Raw genomic sequence first — 16,036 nt, forward strand, 5'->3', positions numbered from 1 at the left:
CATTTACAGGTATATTCAACAAAATGAGTATTTCTCTTGCGTCGGTTTTTAATGATTCTACTTCGGGGAGTTTAATTAAAAATACAAACTACATTGCTTTTGGTTTAAAGACAAACCTGATTACTTACAGAAACGAAAGACAAAATCAAAAATTAAAAAATGCCCTGGCTAATTTTTCTAAAAGAATAGCCGACTTACGACCAAATCAAAATGATGTTGATAAGCTGGATATAGAGTTAAACAATATCGATAATAAAATCAGGGCACTCTATACAAAACTAAAAAGCGAAACTGATGATGCTGTAAAAGACAGTATTAATACCGAATATCAGAAAGCGATTGCCGAAAGGACACTTATCCAGAAAAAGATAGATGATTTTGAAAACCAGGCTCCTGATTTGTTAGAAGAAAATATCAAAAAAGATACCCTGATCCAGAATTATTTAAAGGAGCTGGATGATCTTCCTTTAATTCAGGTTGATGTCGCCTTTGCTTATTCTGAAGCCTTTCCGGACAACGCAACAAATAAAAAACGTTTTAACAGAAGTGGTCTGTGGGCGACTGCTGCCCTGAATGCCTTTAGCGTTGATAAAGCTCAACTAAATGATAATCTCGCATTTATTTTGTGTGCCAGATTACTTAGTGACAATTTATTAGAAGAAGGCTCTTTGGATGTGTTCAAACGTGAAGATGCATTTGATTTGGGATTTAAATTAGAATATTCCATTAAAGATTTATCTATTTCTTATGAGTACATAAAAAGGGATTATTCAGATAAAAGCAATTTGAACAGTGAGAGAAAAGTGGGTTCTATACAATATAAAATAAGTGACGGATTATATGTAACGGGTGCATACGGAACTAATTTTGGAATTGACAAAAATCTCTTCACTTTATTTGGTATAAACTATGGTTTTGGAAAATCTTCATTAAAAGCAAATTAAAAAATAGAAAGAATTACAATCAATTAATAACATTTAATCAGATTTAAAATTAATTCTGTAAGATAAATCATTTATAATTACACACTTTTTTGAAATTAAACATAAAAACAGGTATTTATACGTGTATGCAGAATAAAAATTAGTGCTAAAATTGCAGAGAATAATTTTTAACCTTAATTTTTTAGTTATCCGCAAGGAATTGTAAATGAAAAACTTTTTTTGGAACAATTAGTGAGATTTAATCCTTCATAAGATTTAAATCTCACTTTTTATTTTAAGACAAATCTAAAGTCTGTAATTATTTCAGCAGATTCTTTCTTTGCAGATCCATTACCTCTTTTGTGTTCGCTTTAATCAGCAAATCGAGAAATTTGCCATAGCCGTTTTCAATTTTATATTCTAATTCGTTTCTGTATACCGGAAACAAACTATAGATATTTATTTTTCTGTCTTCACTGTAAAATTCTGTAAAATCTTCCTCAAATGTTACCGACGGCAGTACAACACAGCCCGAAAAATCGGTTTCTTCATCATAAGGTTCCAAATCTGTTGTAGCCTGCAAACTGTGCCCGACAGCCAGCCAGGATTCATTTTGATGCGGCACTCTCGCTGCTGCTTTCAGCATCGAGATAATCCAGCTGTTTCTTTCTTTTCCTGTATATACTTCATGAAATTCTATCTCTTTAGGGAGTAACAACATGAGTTCACAAAAATGATAATCTTCAGGGTTTTCTATACTTTCGGGTACATTCATTTTTAATAAACTCATTCCGGAAGTGATTAAAATATTAAAATCATTATCGGCCTGGTTTATTAAAAAGACATCTAAATGAAAATCTAACGAGAGTATTTCATGAAAAACGGTAATTTCATCTTCCTCAAAAAACTGATTCAGATGCTGGTCGAGGCTTTCTATATTTTCATAAAAATGCTCTTCTCCATTAATATCTTTGCGTATATCTCTGTCCATATAATTTTATTTTAAATGCTGCTTTTTTGGTAAAAGGTCTTTGTAAAACTAACGAAATCTTTTTAAAGAAATAATACTTTCGCTATAGTTCCTGTTGTTTTAAACCGGATAAAATATCTTACCCATGATAAAACTTTAATCAGGGCCTAATGATTATGAATCAATACGTTCTCAAATATCACTCATTAACAAAAGAAATGCTTAAAAAGGTAATTTTCAGGATGAAAATAGTTAATTAAGGGTTAAAAATATCAATTATTATTTGATTTTTATAGCTTTGCAAAAATCCACATTTTTACCAAACCCAATTGGGAAAACAAATTATAATACCTAATGCCAATGCGATCTATTATTTCGACATTTTTGTTTTTAATATTTGCCTGTTCAAATTCTTACGCACAACTGAGTTCTGATAAAATATTCGAAAGTTTTAAACAGGGAGAACGTACCAATTGTTCTTCTATTGCCTTTATTAAAGCATCCCTGAACATTTACGGATTAGATAACCTGTTTCTGGCTGAGAAATTAACCGACAGTTTATATCAGATAACATTAAAAAATAATGCAACGTTTAAGCTAAAAGCGGATGAATTAAACAAAGCCAAATTTTCTGCCGGTTTTGTATTTATCAAATTCAATGAAGACAGCGAAAGAATCAAGGATTATGCCGTATTGACTTATGCGGTAATGGCCAAATACAAACAGATTATCGATAAGCAGAAAACTTTTGACAGAGCGTTGGAGAATTTAGAAGACGGTGAAGTATATACCCCGACTATTTATAAATATTTAGGATTCGAAAAAGGCAAACAGGTACAAGAGTTAAAACGACTTACCGGAAGCGAATACTGTGGTGTTGTGGCCTGGTCTAATGCTCATGCAGTTTTTGTTTGCGAAGATTTTATGGATTATTATGGCAACAAAAAAAGCCTTTGGCACAAATATCCGGGACGTTTCAGGATAATAAAATCATAAGGAGTTGAAATAACTAAACTTTAATACCAATACCGCTCAAAAATCAAATTTCGGGTGGTATTTTTGTTTTATATAAATGCCACGAATTAAAGCCTGAACTTATATGACACGAGAAAATTATATTCCCTTTCATAAAGAATTCTTACTCGAACAACAAATTGCCGCTTTTTCTGAAGACAAAAAGAAAGTTGATGATTTTAAAAAGTTATTCGATATTGTCGAACATTATTATCATTACGAAGCCTTTAACCTAAACCGAAACCTGAAAAAAAATTATGCTTTGTTTGATCCGGACCTAAGCGAAAAGGAACGAGAAGCATTTATTGGCAAAAGTGATTTTTCTGTTTTTAAAGAAACGCTGCTTACGGTTTTGAAACATGGTAACTATACCCGGATAGAAAAGGAAACTTTAGACAAAGCTTTTAAAGAATCTGACTTAATCGGTTTGAATCTTTCTATAGATTTTAATGCTTTTAAGGATTATGAGCTGTACGTTCGCGGAAGCCATAAAGCAAAAGAAACCGTTAAAAAATATATTTTCTGGAAAAAGGAAATTGAGGTCGAATACTACGACCGAGTTATGATCTACCTGAATTATAACGAAGCCGATTACCTGAAAGAGAAAAAGGTTAAATTAGGAAAAATGCCTGTTGATCCGGGTTCTATCGGATTGAAAATATTTAAACGTGTTCCTAAAAATGATTTGGAAACGATTTTTCCAAACGCAATTCCGAGAATGTCAACCCGGGATAAATTATTCTTCTGGGTGCCGGGAATCGGTGGCGGAATCTCATTATTAAGCACAACGGTAATTCCTGCCTTAATTGGCATGTACGCTGCGTATCAATCGGGAGAAGCAATTGATTTGCTAAACAGTAAAGCTTCGCTGAATCAGGGCTTGATTGCTTTGGGAATTCTTTGTGCGTATCTGTTCCGCCAGTATAGCAATTTCATTAATAAAAAAATCAGGTACGGAAAAATGCTTTCTGACAGTCTGTATTTTAAAAATCTTGGAAATAACAGTGGTGCTTTTTATTCGCTTCTGAATTCATCTGAAGAAGAAGTGCTTAAAGAAACTATTCTGGCATATGCCTTTCTGGACAGAAGCCCGGAGCCATTAACTGCCGAAGAACTTGATCTGCAAATAGAATCATGGTTTGAAACCAAACTCAAAACACAGCTTGATTTTGATGTAAAAGACGCTTTGGAAAAATTAAAAAGTATTGGCCTCGGAATAGAAACCAACGGAAAATGGGACGTTATACCGCTCGATAAAGCCCTTATAAAAATTGACGAATTATGGGATAACGTTTTTGATTATAACCAGAAATAAAAAAAGAGAACTATTAAGTTCTCTTTTTGTTGTATAATATTGTAAATCTATTCGTTTTCTGCTTCTACCAGATCTTCTATAGATTCTCCGGCATCACCAACGGCAACCAATTCAGGTTTTGAAGCTTTTAGGGCGTTGAATCTTTCCAGTTGTTCCAGCTCCCCTTCTTCTCCGCTAAAATACGGGAACACATCCATAATCGGAGATTCTGAAATCGCCGGGATTGTGTAATCACCCATTGTATTTTTCATTACCGTAATCGTATTGTCGTAAGCTTCCTTTACATCATTGGCCTGGATCAGGAGATACATATTCGATTTTCTTTCTTTACCGCTTTCTTCATCATAAGCCATAAGGGATACTTTTGATTTAAACCAGCGGTCGGCATTTTCAAACGGATGTATTTCGGCATAGTTTGCCACTTTTATATTCGTGATTTTAAATTCTTCACTTACATACGCCGCCATTTCTTCATTGATTCTGCTTTCTGCTTCAGTATACGATACAGCATCTACCAAATAAGGTTCTGTCGTCACTTTTTGCCCGCCAAGCTCATCTGTTTTTCTGTATTTTACTTTGCATTCGTACCAAATTGCGCTCATTTCTTCTATTTTTTAAGGATGCCAAAGATAGATTTTAGCGAACATAAAAACGGTAAATTCAAAAAATAGATATTCACAATTTGAGTTAAATTTTAGTTTTGGCTTTTCTGCTGCATTTTGCTTTCTTAATGTTTTATTAATCAAAATGCTATGCCAAACAGTAAATTAAACTCCGAAATAATTTCTAAATTTGTAAGGATAATCTATAAAAACAGTATCTACCCCAAAACTATTTATACAAATTTAAAAACTACAAAATGAAACTTACCAAGTATTTAAGCGAACAAGGTTATGATTTAATTGAAGGTCCCGTAAGAAATCATAAGCCTTTGCAGTTATGGCTCAAACAACCTCTTGATGAAGCGCAGCTTTATTATGCAAGTATAGATCACGCTTTTAAGAGCGATGTTGTCCTGACCGAAATTGAAAACCCGACACTGAATGTAAACGGAACTCAAAAAGACGATTACGGATTTAATATCGGGATTACTCTTTTAGAGGAAATTCTGAGAACGCTGGGCCTTGGCTCTCTTGAAATAACTTCTAAAATCAAATCGGGCAAAACAGTAACGATTAGTTATGAAAATTCAATTACAAAAGAATATGCTATCGGAAATGTTGAAGAATATTTGTATGCCGCCGATTTTCTGCACCCAAATCCGTCACTTCTAAAAAATGCAAACCGCAATAATCTCCTCCTGATCACAGGAACTGTATTTGCCAAAAACCTTGTCGTGGATATCGAAAATAATTTTGCTTTGGACGCTGCACTGGTAACGAGCCTGAATAATATTGCTACCGGTAAACTGGATTTTACGATAAGCAATCAGAATACACTAAAAATGACCTCTAATGTTGGTATTTATTTTCCGATTGCGGTAAAAGTAAACCGTATCGATTTTGACCGAAGCCGGTTTAAAAAATTGATATTGATAAGCGACGGCAATAATATATTCTAGCCATACATTTTTGTGAAATGTATAATTTTTGGGATGTAAAAACAAAGTGAGCAAAAATTCTATAGCTTTGTTATATAACTAACTAAACCCAAAATTATGAGAACATTAGACCAATGGTTTGAAGAATACGCAGTAAGCCATCAGAACCCGAAAAACAAAGCGATACATTATGTATGTGTTCCGGCAATTTACTTTTCGATTGTAGGCTTATTAATGAGCATTCCGAGTGGATTTATTGCCAATACTTTACAACTCAATGCGCCTATTATAGAAAACTGGGCTGTTGTGGTTTTGCTTTTTGTGCTTATTTTCTATATCCGGTTATCGGTTGCAATGGCTGTCAAGATTGCGATTTTTTCGGCAATCTGTCTCGTTGTCAATTATTACATTGGTCAGTTTGTGCCTTTGTGGCTGTTCTCTATTGGTGTTTTTGTAATCGCCTGGATCGGGCAATTTTACGGCCATAATATTGAAGGCAAAAAACCTTCTTTCTTAAAAGATCTTCAGTTTTTGATGATCGGGCCGGCTTGGGTTGTCGAGAATTTGTTTTCCAGAAAAAGTTAGGAATTAAGGGCTATAAGTAATGAGTTTTATGCCAATTGGAAATTTATAAGCAGTAAAGTTTTGCAGCCTCATTCTGTTTAGACAGATATACGTTTGGTATATTTTTGGCTTACTAATAAGTATTTATTAATCTTAAAAATTAATTATTATGAAAGTAACTTATTATGGGCATTCCTGTTTTTCTGTTTTTGCAAACGGAAAACATATTCTTTTTGACCCTTTTATTACGCCAAACGAATTAGCAAAAGATATTAATGTAGACGATATAAAAGCAGATTATATCTTTATTTCGCATGCACATTACGATCATATTTTAGATGTTGAAAGAATTGCCAAAAACACAGGAGCGAAGGTTCTGGGAAATTTCGAAATCTATAACTGGCTCTTAAAAAACGGAATTGAAAATGCGCATCCGATTAATCCGGGTGGTAAATTCAGTTTTGATTTTGGGACTGTAAAATGTGTTATAGCCCAGCATCCGAGCAGCTTTATGGACGGTTCTTATGGCGGAATTGCCTGTGGTTTTGTGCTTTCTACTGTTGATGGAAATTTCTATTACAGTGGTGACACTGCACTGACGCTTGACATGCAGCTGATTTCGAAATTTACTGCGCTTGATTTTGCTGTTTTTCCAATAGGCGATGGACTCACTATGGGTATTGAAGAAGCTATTGAGGCTTCTAAGCTTGTTGGGGTTTCTAAGATATTAGGGGTTCATTATGATACTTTTGGTTTTATCGTAATGGATCATGAAAAGGCAGAAAATGATTTTAAAAACGCAAATCTGAATCTTTATTTACCTAAAATCGGCAGTACAATTGAGCTGTGAGCTTAGTCATTTTTTCTCTGTATTTCACTGAATGTTATCTTTTTAACGAAATACAGTCAGACGATATATTCATTAAATTGCTCAAATACATATTTACAATCATTTTCTGAAAATAGTTTTTCCGGATTTTGCTTTTGAAAACCGGTGCCCTAGCCCAGACAGGAACGGCATCCTTTTTCTGGCTTCTTTAGCCAGGAAAAGATATAGTGGATGGCTGGATTAGCTCCTAAAAAAAATTGAGACAAAAAAAGATCTTCTTTGTCTCAATTGAAATATTTTTAAAATTATTTGAGCAGTTATCGCGCAGTATTTTTTAAATCGTTGGTGATTTTTTCTTCTGTTGGTCTCAATGTAGCCAAATAAATAATGAGTAAAATTCCAATTAATAGAAAATCAGGCTTTACAAACAATATCACAAACGCTGCTCATTCTAGAATTGCCCATCGTACAATGGATGCTGTTTGGTAAACCGGTAAATTTTCTTCGGGAGTTAATTGCGGATTTGCTTGTTTTAATTGCGATTTAAAAATAAAATTACCCATCACTATTGCCAGAACCGGTATTATCAGATACACAACTGATGTAGCATCTATAGTCGGAATTTTTAAATATTGAGCAGAGGGCTCTGCAATAAAAAAATAAGCTAAACTTACGCCCGCACAAACGGCAAGGTGAATAATTTGAATGGTTTTAATTTTTTCTTTCATGGTTAATTTTGAAACAGGTTAGTTTTTCCTGAACGAATATAAGAATAATCAATTCTAAATCGAGAAAGAAATTAAAACAAAAACATCTTAGGGATACTAAGATGTTTTGAACATAATGAGGCTAATGATTTAATCTATTAGTATACTTTCAATTGCTTTTTCCATAGCATGTTCCTGTACTTGTGGTACTTTTAAGCCTTCTGCACGAATTGCTGTAAGATCTGTCATTCCCAGAAATCCGAGGAAAGCTTTTAGAAAAGGTATCACAAAATCGTTTGCCTTACCCGGGCCTTCAGAATAAATACCGCCGGAAGTCATTGCTACATAAATTTTCTTTCCTGTAACCAATCCGACAGGGCCGGTTTCTCCATATCCAAAAGTTATTCCGGCTCTGGTGATATGATCAATCCATGCTTTTAAGGATGTATGTATGGTGAAGTTATAGAGAGGAGCACCAATAACGATAATGTCAGCCGCTAGTAATTGCTTTACCAAATCATTAGAAAGGCGCAAAGATTCTCTTTCTTCCGGAGTCAGCTGTTGATCGGGAATAAAAAATGTACGAAGAACTTCGGGAGTCAGATGCGGAATTTCCAAATCAACGAGGTTTACTTCTTCGAGTGTGTTTTCAGGATATTTTTCCTGAATTTTTTCGATTATGGCATGACCTAATTTGATGCTATATGACTGGTTGCCTTGTAAACTTGACATTAAATGAAGGATTCTTTTCATAGAAAAAATGTAATTAATTAATAGTTTTTGTTTTCTTTAAATTCTAAAAGACTGCTTTTAATATTCATCATTTGATTATTGTATAACAGAATTTATGATCAACAAAATTACATCCCACAGTAGCTCAAAAAGCATGACTTACCAAAAGGAAAGCGGTTACTTTTAGGAAAGTGCTTATCTTTGTACCTATGAAAATAGTTGAAAATGAAGTGCTTCCAACCAAACAAGAATGTGATAGTTCGTTAAGAAATATACTAGACGCTTTGTATGTTTTAAACGGAAAATGGAAAATACCATTGATTCTCTGTCTGGTACAATCGCCTAAACGATTTAACGAAATCCAGAATGCACTTGCCGGGATTTCGCCAAAAGTACTGGCAAATGAACTCAAGGATTTAGAACTGAATGATTTTATAAAACGGAATGTTTATCCCACAACTCCCGTAACTATAATTTATGAAGCGACTGATTATAGTTCAACTTTAAAAAGTGTTATTACTGAATTAAGCATTTGGGGCGAGCAGCATCGCGAAAAAGTGAAGGCAAGTATGCGAAAATAAAGTTTTCAAAAGCAAAGCTTTTTCTTACATAATTTAACTGAAATTTATTCAAAATGTTATACTTTTATGAGAAGTAAATCATATTAGGTTAATAAATTTAAAAACATGATTAAGATAAATTATAAGATTCAGTTTTGCCTATTTGCAATCTCTCTTTTCTTTATTGGACTTGGAATTTTCCAAATTACAGATGAAGGACTAAAGACAGGAATTGATCTTTTCTGGCAAATCTCACATTTTGTTCCTTTTGTAATGGGAGCAATTATTTTTGGTAATAATTTGTATTCTAAAAGAGTAGAGAATTTTAAAAATTAGATAATACAAAAGCCTGCAAAGTTTTAATTTTTGCAGGCTTTTTATTTTTTGTTTTAGTGACCGCGGAGGGGTTCGAACCCCCAACCCTCAGAGCCGAAATCTGATATTCTATCCAGTTGAACTACGCGGTCAGTTTATTTAATATTCAATTTTTCAAATTCCAAATTCCAGGTTTTGCATTGGAATTTGGAATTTTTATATTTGGAATTTTATGACAATAGTTTTTTAACTATAGAAGAAATGGTTTTTCCTTCAGCAGTTCCGCCTAATTGTGCAGATGCTAATCCCATAACCTTCCCCATAGATGCAATTCCGGAAGCACCTGTTTCAGCAATAATTTTAGCAATTACAGCTTCTACTTCAGCTTCGCTTAATTGTGCCGGTAAAAACTTCTCAATTACAGCTACCTGAGCCAATTCTGGTTCAGCCAGATCAGGACGGTTTTGTTCTGTAAAAATTCTTGCGCTTTCTTTACGCGTTTTTACCAGTCTCTGAAGCAATTTAATTTCTTCGTCTTCTGTTAATTCTTCTTTAGATCCTGTTGCAGTTGCAGCTAATAACATTTCAGACTTTATCGCTCTTAATGCTTCTAATGCTACTGTATCTTTTGCTCTCATGGCCGTTTTGATTTCGTCCATTATTTGTGCCTGTAGACTCATTTTATTTTTATTTAAATAAGCAGTGCTTATAAATTGATATTGTTTTGAAAGGTGAATCTTCACAAAACTCAAAATTCTTTTTATTCATCAAAAGAAAGTCAAATTCTCAAATTCTGTGCGAAGATAAAAAAAATAACCCGAAAATTAAATCCAATCTTCGGGTTATCCTATTATTATAATTGTAACCTTAATCTACGTTGTCGTGCAAAAATGAATTATTTGAACGCAACTGCAAATCATTATTACTATCAGTACCAACAGATATTCTTGAATTGGTTGTATTTGACTGATTATTTGAAAGGTCGATTCCTAGTCTTTTGTAAGCAGGCTCTTTTTCAAGTTCATCAATTCTTGAAACATTATTATGGAATTTATAATTAAATTCTTTTAGTTTCTTTCTTCTTTCTTCAGCTCTAAGGCGCAAAGTCTCTTCGATTGTCAATTCCATCGGAGAAACATTATTTACCGTTGTATAAGCCGGTTCTTGTGCAAAATCAACTTTTGGTTTAAGTGTGATATTCAATTCCTCAGGAACCACATCTTCAATTACTTTTTCTACCGGTTTAGACGCTACTAAATCATTTTCAACTTCCATGTATTCTTCTAACGAATATTTGATAATTCCGTTATCAGAAAGTTCCGTTACAGGAACAAATTGTACATGGTCGTTAACTTTTATATTACGGGTTTCGTTTGTCAGTTCAAACAAAATTTTAGTGTCCTCAACAACCGGTTCCTTTTTTACTTCCGGCTCAGTTCTGAAAAGAGGCAGATCAAATGAAAAAGTAGTTTGTTCTTCTTTCTCAAAAACTCTTTGCTGAACTGGTTTTATTTCCTGAAATGACTGAACTTCCGGAGTTGAAATTTTAAAATCGATATCCGTAATTGGCGAAACGATTTCAAAAGTAACATCCAGGTTTTTGATAAACTCAGACATAACCACTAATTCTTCCTGATTGATTGTTGGAGCAACCGGAGTAACAGCAACCGGAGTAGGTATTACGGGAGCAACCGTATCTTCCATCAAATCAAAAACGATCTTTTGTTCTGCCGGAGCTGCTGGTGTTTCAGCATTTAGATCAAAAGAAGTAATCGGTCTGTTAGTCAGATTATGAACACTTCTTTGCTCATCTTCCAGCGTGTGGATAATTTTTTTAGGTTCAGTATTTACAATTTCATTTTGTTGTTCTACATCAAAACCAGTAGCAATAATAGTTACAGCAATAGCTTCACCAAGAGTTTCGTCTTCACCAACTCCCATGATGATATTGGCATTATAACCTGCTTCTGCCTGAATATGATCATTGATTTCTCCGATTTCATCAAGCGTGATTTCGTTAGATCCAGAAACGATAAGCAACAATACGTTTTTGGCTCCTGTAATTTTGTTGTCGTTTAATAACGGAGAATCCAATGCAGTAACAATTGCATCTTTTGCTCTGTTTTCGCCCGAAGCAACAGAAGATCCCATGATAGCGGTTCCGCTGTTTGCTAAAACAGTTTTGGCATCACGTAAATCGATATTTTGAGTATAGTGGTGCGTAATTACTTCCGCAATACCTCTTGAGGCTGTTGCCAAAACTTCATCCGCTTTTGAGAATCCTGCTTTAAAACCAAGATTTCCGTATACTTCTCTTAACTTATTATTATTAATTACAATTAATGAATCGACTTGCTTACGCAATTTTTCGATTCCTAAAAGCGCTTGTTCCTGACGCACTTTCCCTTCAAACTGAAACGGAATTGTTACGATACCTACTGTCAGAATTTCTCTTTCTTTTGCCAATTGTGCAATTACCGGAGCTGCACCTGTACCTGTTCCTCCACCCATACCGGCGGTAATAAAAACCATTTTGGTACCGCGCTCTAACATTTTTTCGATTTCAGAGATACTTTCAATAGCAGATTGCTGTCCTACGTCAGGATTTGCTCCTGCTCCAAGACCTTCTGTTAAATTTACTCCTAACTGAATTTTATTTGGTACAGCACTGTTTTGAAGTGCTTGTGAATCTGTATTACAAACGATAAAATCTACCCCTTTAATACCTTGCTTGAACATGTGGTTTATAGCATTACTTCCGCCTCCACCGACACCTATTACTTTAATTACATTTGATTGATTTTTTGGTAAATCAAATGAAATATTTCCAAATTCTGAGTTGCTCATCATCTTTTTGGTTTTGAAATTCTTATTAAATACATTTTTTACTTCCTGACTTGGGGCAAAAAGTAATTCCTTTTCTCTTTATTATTTATTCTGCGTTGTCTAAAAAATCTTTGATTTTATCAACGTATCGGTCAAAAAATGACCTTCTGATTTTTGTTTCGGTAGATTCATCTTTTACAGCCACATTATTTCTAATTTCTCTTGGCGGTTCAAAAGTTTCTACTCTTTCAACGTAGTTTTCTTCAACTTCGTATCGCTGTTGTACCGGTTGTTGCGGCTGGGTATTAACATTTCTGTAAACTACTTTTGGCTGCTCATTTACAAGTTCCATTCTAACAGCACTTTGCGTACTGTTTTCAATACTATTCATAACCAGACCAACTGCAGTGGCAAATAACGGACTTGAAATTTCTTCGCTCGAATTTCCTGCTAAATGCTCATTTGGATATCCTATTCTGGTATCCATTCCCGTAATATACTCTACTAATTGTTTGATATGTTTTAGCTGAGCTCCACCACCGGTAAGAACGATTCCTGCAATTAATTTTTTACGCGGATCTTCGTGACCGTAAGCTTTGATTTCTGCAAAAACCTGTTCTACAATTTCCACTACACGTGCGTGAATAATTTTAGATAAGTTTTTAAGCGAAATTTCTTTTGGTTCTCTGCCTCTTAACCCTGGGATAGAAACAATTTCGTTGTCTTTATTTTCTCCTGGCCAGGCCGATCCGAATTTTATTTTTAAAAGCTCGGCTTGTTTTTCAATAATGGAACATCCTTCTTTAATATCTTCTGTAATTACGTTTCCTCCAAAAGGAATTACAGCTGTATGACGAATGATTCCGTCTTTAAAAATCGCCAAATCTGTTGTTCCGCCACCAATATCGATAAGCGCAACACCAGCTTCTTTTTCTTCCTGACTTAAAACTGCATCTGCAGAAGCTAATGGCTCTAACGTTAGTCCTGACAATTCAATTCCTGAACTCTGAATACATCTTCCAACGTTTCTGATTGAAGAAGCCTGTCCGACTACCACGTGAAAACTGGATTCTAATCTTCCGCCGTACATTCCGATTGGTTCCTTAATTTCAGACTGACCGTCGATTTTAAATTCCTGCGGCAAAACGTGAATGATTTCTTCTCCCGGTAACATGGCTAATTTATTAACCTGATCGATTAGGAGCTGAATATCATTTTCGCCAATTACTTCTTCCGGATTACTACGGCTGATGTAATCTGTATGCTGAATACTTCTGATGTGCTGCCCGGCAATACCTACAACAACATCTTTTATTTTATAACCTGAATTATTTTCTGCTTCAAGTATCGCTTGCTGAATAGACTGAATGGTTTGTGTAATGTTGTTTACTACACCTCTGGCAACACCTAAGCTTTTGGATTTTCCTATACCCAAAATTTCAAGTTTACCATATTCATTCTTCTTGCCTATCATGGCAACTATCTTTGTCGTTCCAATATCTAGACCTACTGCAATATTATCTTTTTCCATTTTCTATTATTTTGTGCAAACTACTTGTTCCGTAAACCTAAGGTCAATCTTATTGTATTTATATAACGAACTATCTAAAACTGCTTTTTGAAAAAAGGCTTTATAGTTTCTGAATTTCTTATCAACATTCATCGTTCTTCCAAAATCGATGAAGTAATCGTAATTTCTATTAAACATTTTTAAGCTACCATTAGGCATAATTTGGATCGCAATGATGTTTTTTTTCAAAAACGCATCGTCGTAAATTGTGCGAAATAGGGCAGCTAAATCTTCGTTATTTTTTTCATTTATTGTCCCAGAAACAAGCGGAACATGCGCCGTAAAATTGTCCGATAAAGGCATTTTATTACCCTCATAGTCAATATAAAAAGACCTGGTGCCATCATAAATACGGGCAATCGGGGTCTTCTGTTTTACTACTGCTTTTAGAACACCGTCGATACTTACAAAAACATCTGACTTTTCAATCATGTCTTGCGTATCAAGGTTTTTTTCAATCTTATTCAAATCTAGTTCATCTTTTCGGATACTGGAAGCGTCTTTTTTATTTTCTATCAACAATTTATTAACTATTTCCGGTCTTACGAAAAGCGTATTTTCCCCTACAAAAACGACAGTAGATTTTTTTAATTTTCTATTCCCATTTCTATGCTGAGCGAACGAGTACAAAAAAAGTACAAGCCCAAAAATGAGTAATAATCGAATATTTGTCCAATTAAATATTTTCATTTAGCATTTTTTTGATTGATGGAACCATTTCACCAATATCACCAGCTCCTATTGTTACAATTATTGGCGCATCGCTGTCTTTTATGAGCTCCAGTAAATCATTTTTTGCAACAATTCTTTTGTTCGAATTTGTCATTTTCCCCAACAGCCATTCTGATGTAATCCCTTCCATCGGAAGCTCGCGTGCCGGGTAAATATCCATTAAAAACACTTCATCAAAAGCAGAAAGGCTTTCTGCAAACCCATCAGCAAAATCTCTCGTTCTGCTGAATAAATGCGGCTGAAAAACGGCCAACACTTTACGGCCCGGATATAATTCCCTAACGGCCTGATGTACTGCATTTATTTCTGTCGGATGATGTGCATAATCATCTATATAAACCAGTTGATCTGTCTTAATCTGGTATGAAAAACGTCTTCTGATTCCGTTGAATGAGCCAATGGCTTTTGCAATGGATTCGGTTGGGGTTCCATAGGTTTTGGCCATTGCAATAGCCATCAGTCCATTCATTAAATTATGTTTTCCGGGTAATCCAAAACGCAAATTTTCAATAGTTTCTGATGGTGTCTGAACATCAAAAACATAATTAGCATTTTCTATGCGGACATTGAATGCTTTATATACAGCATCTTCATTTATAGCACATTGCACTCCGTCAAGAGGCAGTTCTTTGGTTATAAAGAGATTGTTTTTATTTTCGACTTTATTTGCAAATTCAACAAAAGAAGCTTCTATAGCATCACTCGTTCCGTAAATATCCAAATGATCCGCATCCATAGAGGTCACACAGGCAATATCCGGATGTAAATGAAGAAATGATCTGTCAAATTCATCTGCTTCAACAACAGTTACAGTCTTTCCGTTTCCGATTAAATTAGAATTATAATTCTCTACAATTCCACCGACAAAAGCTGTTACATCTGCTCCACTTTCGTGCAAAATATGACCTAAAATACTAGACGTCGTTGTTTTTCCGTGTGTTCCTGCAACAGCAAAACAAAAAGTGTCTTTTGTAATGATCCCTAAAACTTCAGCACGTTTTTTAATTTCATAATTTCTTTCGATAAAAAAGTTCCATTCTGAGTGTGTTTTGGGAACGGCCGGCGTAAAAATCACCAGGGTATTCTCAACATAATAATCACTAGGAATCAAACTAATATTATCTTCAAAATGAATATCAATACCACTTTCAATCAATTCATTCGTCAGCATTGATGGCGTTTTATCATAACCTGAAACCTGTTTTCCAATATACTTGAAATAACGGGCAAGGGCACTCATTCCTATACCTCCAATACCAATAAAATAAACGTTTTGTATTTGATTTAAATTCATTTTTATTTGTTTTCTAAAGGCTGTTATTTTTGTTTTTATTTTCTAAAAAACTAACTGTTAAGCCTTTATATTTTTTCTTGTTTTAACATCCAAAAATGCCTAAAATAGCATTCTGCTTTTCTATTACTGTTCTATAATTTTATTA

17 protein-coding genes and 1 tRNA gene are annotated in these 16,036 nt (G+C 34.4%); 8 read left to right on the forward strand and 10 right to left on the reverse strand.

Annotated elements, in window-relative coordinates; all coding sequences use genetic code 11:
- Positions 1-944 (forward strand): hypothetical protein (locus tag DCO46_RS10470; protein WP_207784963.1); only part of this gene is annotated, 944 nt, incomplete at its 5' end.
- A 298-nt stretch (positions 945-1,242) separates the two neighbouring features.
- Here DCO46_RS10470 and DCO46_RS10475 read toward each other — a convergent pair.
- Positions 1,243-1,914: a suppressor of fused domain protein gene (locus tag DCO46_RS10475; protein ID WP_116752504.1), complete on the reverse strand. Its 672-nt coding sequence runs from the start codon at positions 1,912-1,914 to the stop codon at positions 1,243-1,245.
- A gap of 339 nt (positions 1,915-2,253) precedes the next feature.
- On the opposite strand from DCO46_RS10475, the gene DCO46_RS10480 reads away from it, so the two are divergent.
- Positions 2,254-2,889, forward strand: coding sequence for a hypothetical protein (locus tag DCO46_RS10480; protein ID WP_116752553.1), 636 nt, complete (start codon positions 2,254-2,256; stop codon positions 2,887-2,889).
- A gap of 103 nt (positions 2,890-2,992) precedes the next feature.
- Positions 2,993-4,222: a TMEM143 family protein gene (locus DCO46_RS10485; protein ID WP_116752505.1), complete on the forward strand. Its 1,230-nt coding sequence runs from the start codon at positions 2,993-2,995 to the stop codon at positions 4,220-4,222.
- 47 nt (positions 4,223-4,269) lie between these two features.
- On the opposite strand, the gene DCO46_RS10490 is transcribed toward DCO46_RS10485, so the two are convergent.
- Entirely contained in the window at positions 4,270-4,824 is a 555-nt protein-coding gene (locus DCO46_RS10490) for a DUF4494 domain-containing protein (protein WP_116752506.1), read from the reverse strand.
- A gap of 257 nt (positions 4,825-5,081) precedes the next feature.
- Here DCO46_RS10490 and DCO46_RS10495 point away from each other — a divergent pair, with 257 nt between their 5' ends.
- From DCO46_RS10495 to DCO46_RS10505, 3 genes are all read left to right on the forward strand, one after another.
- Positions 5,082-5,783: a hypothetical protein gene (locus DCO46_RS10495; protein WP_116752507.1), complete on the forward strand. Its 702-nt coding sequence runs from the start codon at positions 5,082-5,084 to the stop codon at positions 5,781-5,783.
- Positions 5,784-5,879: 96 nt separating this feature from the next.
- Positions 5,880-6,347 carry a DUF962 domain-containing protein gene (locus DCO46_RS10500; protein ID WP_116752508.1) on the forward strand — a complete coding sequence of 156 codons (468 nt, stop codon included), beginning with the start codon at positions 5,880-5,882 and terminating at the stop codon, positions 6,345-6,347.
- 148 nt (positions 6,348-6,495) lie between these two features.
- Positions 6,496-7,176 carry a metal-dependent hydrolase gene (locus DCO46_RS10505; RefSeq protein WP_116752509.1) on the forward strand — a complete coding sequence of 227 codons (681 nt, stop codon included), beginning with the start codon at positions 6,496-6,498 and terminating at the stop codon, positions 7,174-7,176.
- A 425-nt stretch (positions 7,177-7,601) separates the two neighbouring features.
- Here the strand turns inward: DCO46_RS10505 and DCO46_RS10510 are convergent, their stop codons facing one another.
- Both DCO46_RS10510 and DCO46_RS10515 read right to left on the reverse strand, forming a co-directional pair.
- Entirely contained in the window at positions 7,602-7,883 is a 282-nt protein-coding gene (locus DCO46_RS10510) for a hypothetical protein (protein WP_243416292.1), read from the reverse strand.
- 129 nt (positions 7,884-8,012) lie between these two features.
- On the reverse strand, positions 8,013-8,615 hold the full coding sequence (locus DCO46_RS10515) for an FMN-dependent NADH-azoreductase (protein ID WP_116752510.1): 603 nt from the start codon (positions 8,613-8,615) through the stop codon (positions 8,013-8,015).
- 188 nt (positions 8,616-8,803) lie between these two features.
- On the opposite strand from DCO46_RS10515, the gene DCO46_RS10520 reads away from it, so the two are divergent.
- Positions 8,804-9,175 (forward strand): winged helix-turn-helix transcriptional regulator, encoded by a 372-nt coding sequence (locus DCO46_RS10520; RefSeq protein WP_116752511.1) that lies wholly within the window; start codon positions 8,804-8,806, stop codon positions 9,173-9,175.
- Between the two features lie 105 nt (positions 9,176-9,280).
- Positions 9,281-9,490, forward strand: coding sequence for a hypothetical protein (locus tag DCO46_RS10525; protein WP_116752512.1), 210 nt, complete (start codon positions 9,281-9,283; stop codon positions 9,488-9,490).
- 57 nt (positions 9,491-9,547) lie between these two features.
- Here the strand turns inward: DCO46_RS10525 and DCO46_RS10530 are convergent.
- The 6 genes from DCO46_RS10530 to murC form a co-directional block, all read right to left on the reverse strand.
- Positions 9,548-9,621, reverse strand: a tRNA-Arg gene (locus DCO46_RS10530).
- A gap of 78 nt (positions 9,622-9,699) precedes the next feature.
- A complete protein-coding gene (locus DCO46_RS10535) occupies positions 9,700-10,149 on the reverse strand; it encodes a GatB/YqeY domain-containing protein (protein WP_116752554.1) in 450 nt (149 codons plus the stop codon).
- A gap of 187 nt (positions 10,150-10,336) precedes the next feature.
- The gene (gene ftsZ, locus DCO46_RS10540) at positions 10,337-12,319 is read right to left on the reverse strand and encodes a cell division protein FtsZ (protein ID WP_116752513.1); all 1,983 of its coding nucleotides are present in this window, start codon (positions 12,317-12,319) and stop codon (positions 10,337-10,339) included.
- An 82-nt stretch (positions 12,320-12,401) separates the two neighbouring features.
- The gene (ftsA, locus tag DCO46_RS10545; RefSeq protein ID WP_116752514.1) at positions 12,402-13,826 is read right to left on the reverse strand and encodes a cell division protein FtsA; all 1,425 of its coding nucleotides are present in this window, start codon (positions 13,824-13,826) and stop codon (positions 12,402-12,404) included.
- Between the two features lie 6 nt (positions 13,827-13,832).
- Positions 13,833-14,555 (reverse strand): cell division protein FtsQ/DivIB, encoded by a 723-nt coding sequence (locus DCO46_RS10550; RefSeq protein WP_116752515.1) that lies wholly within the window; start codon positions 14,553-14,555, stop codon positions 13,833-13,835.
- Complete coding sequence (gene murC, locus DCO46_RS10555; RefSeq protein WP_116752516.1) at positions 14,542-15,891, reverse strand: UDP-N-acetylmuramate--L-alanine ligase; 1,350 nt, start codon at positions 15,889-15,891, stop codon at positions 14,542-14,544. The genes DCO46_RS10550 and murC overlap by 14 nt, the downstream gene beginning before the upstream one ends.
- Positions 15,892-16,036: the final 145 nt, after the last annotated feature.

Origin of the sequence: Flavobacterium sp. HTF (assembly GCF_003105115.1) — a bacterium.
In the GTDB taxonomy this organism is placed as follows: domain Bacteria; phylum Bacteroidota; class Bacteroidia; order Flavobacteriales; family Flavobacteriaceae; genus Flavobacterium.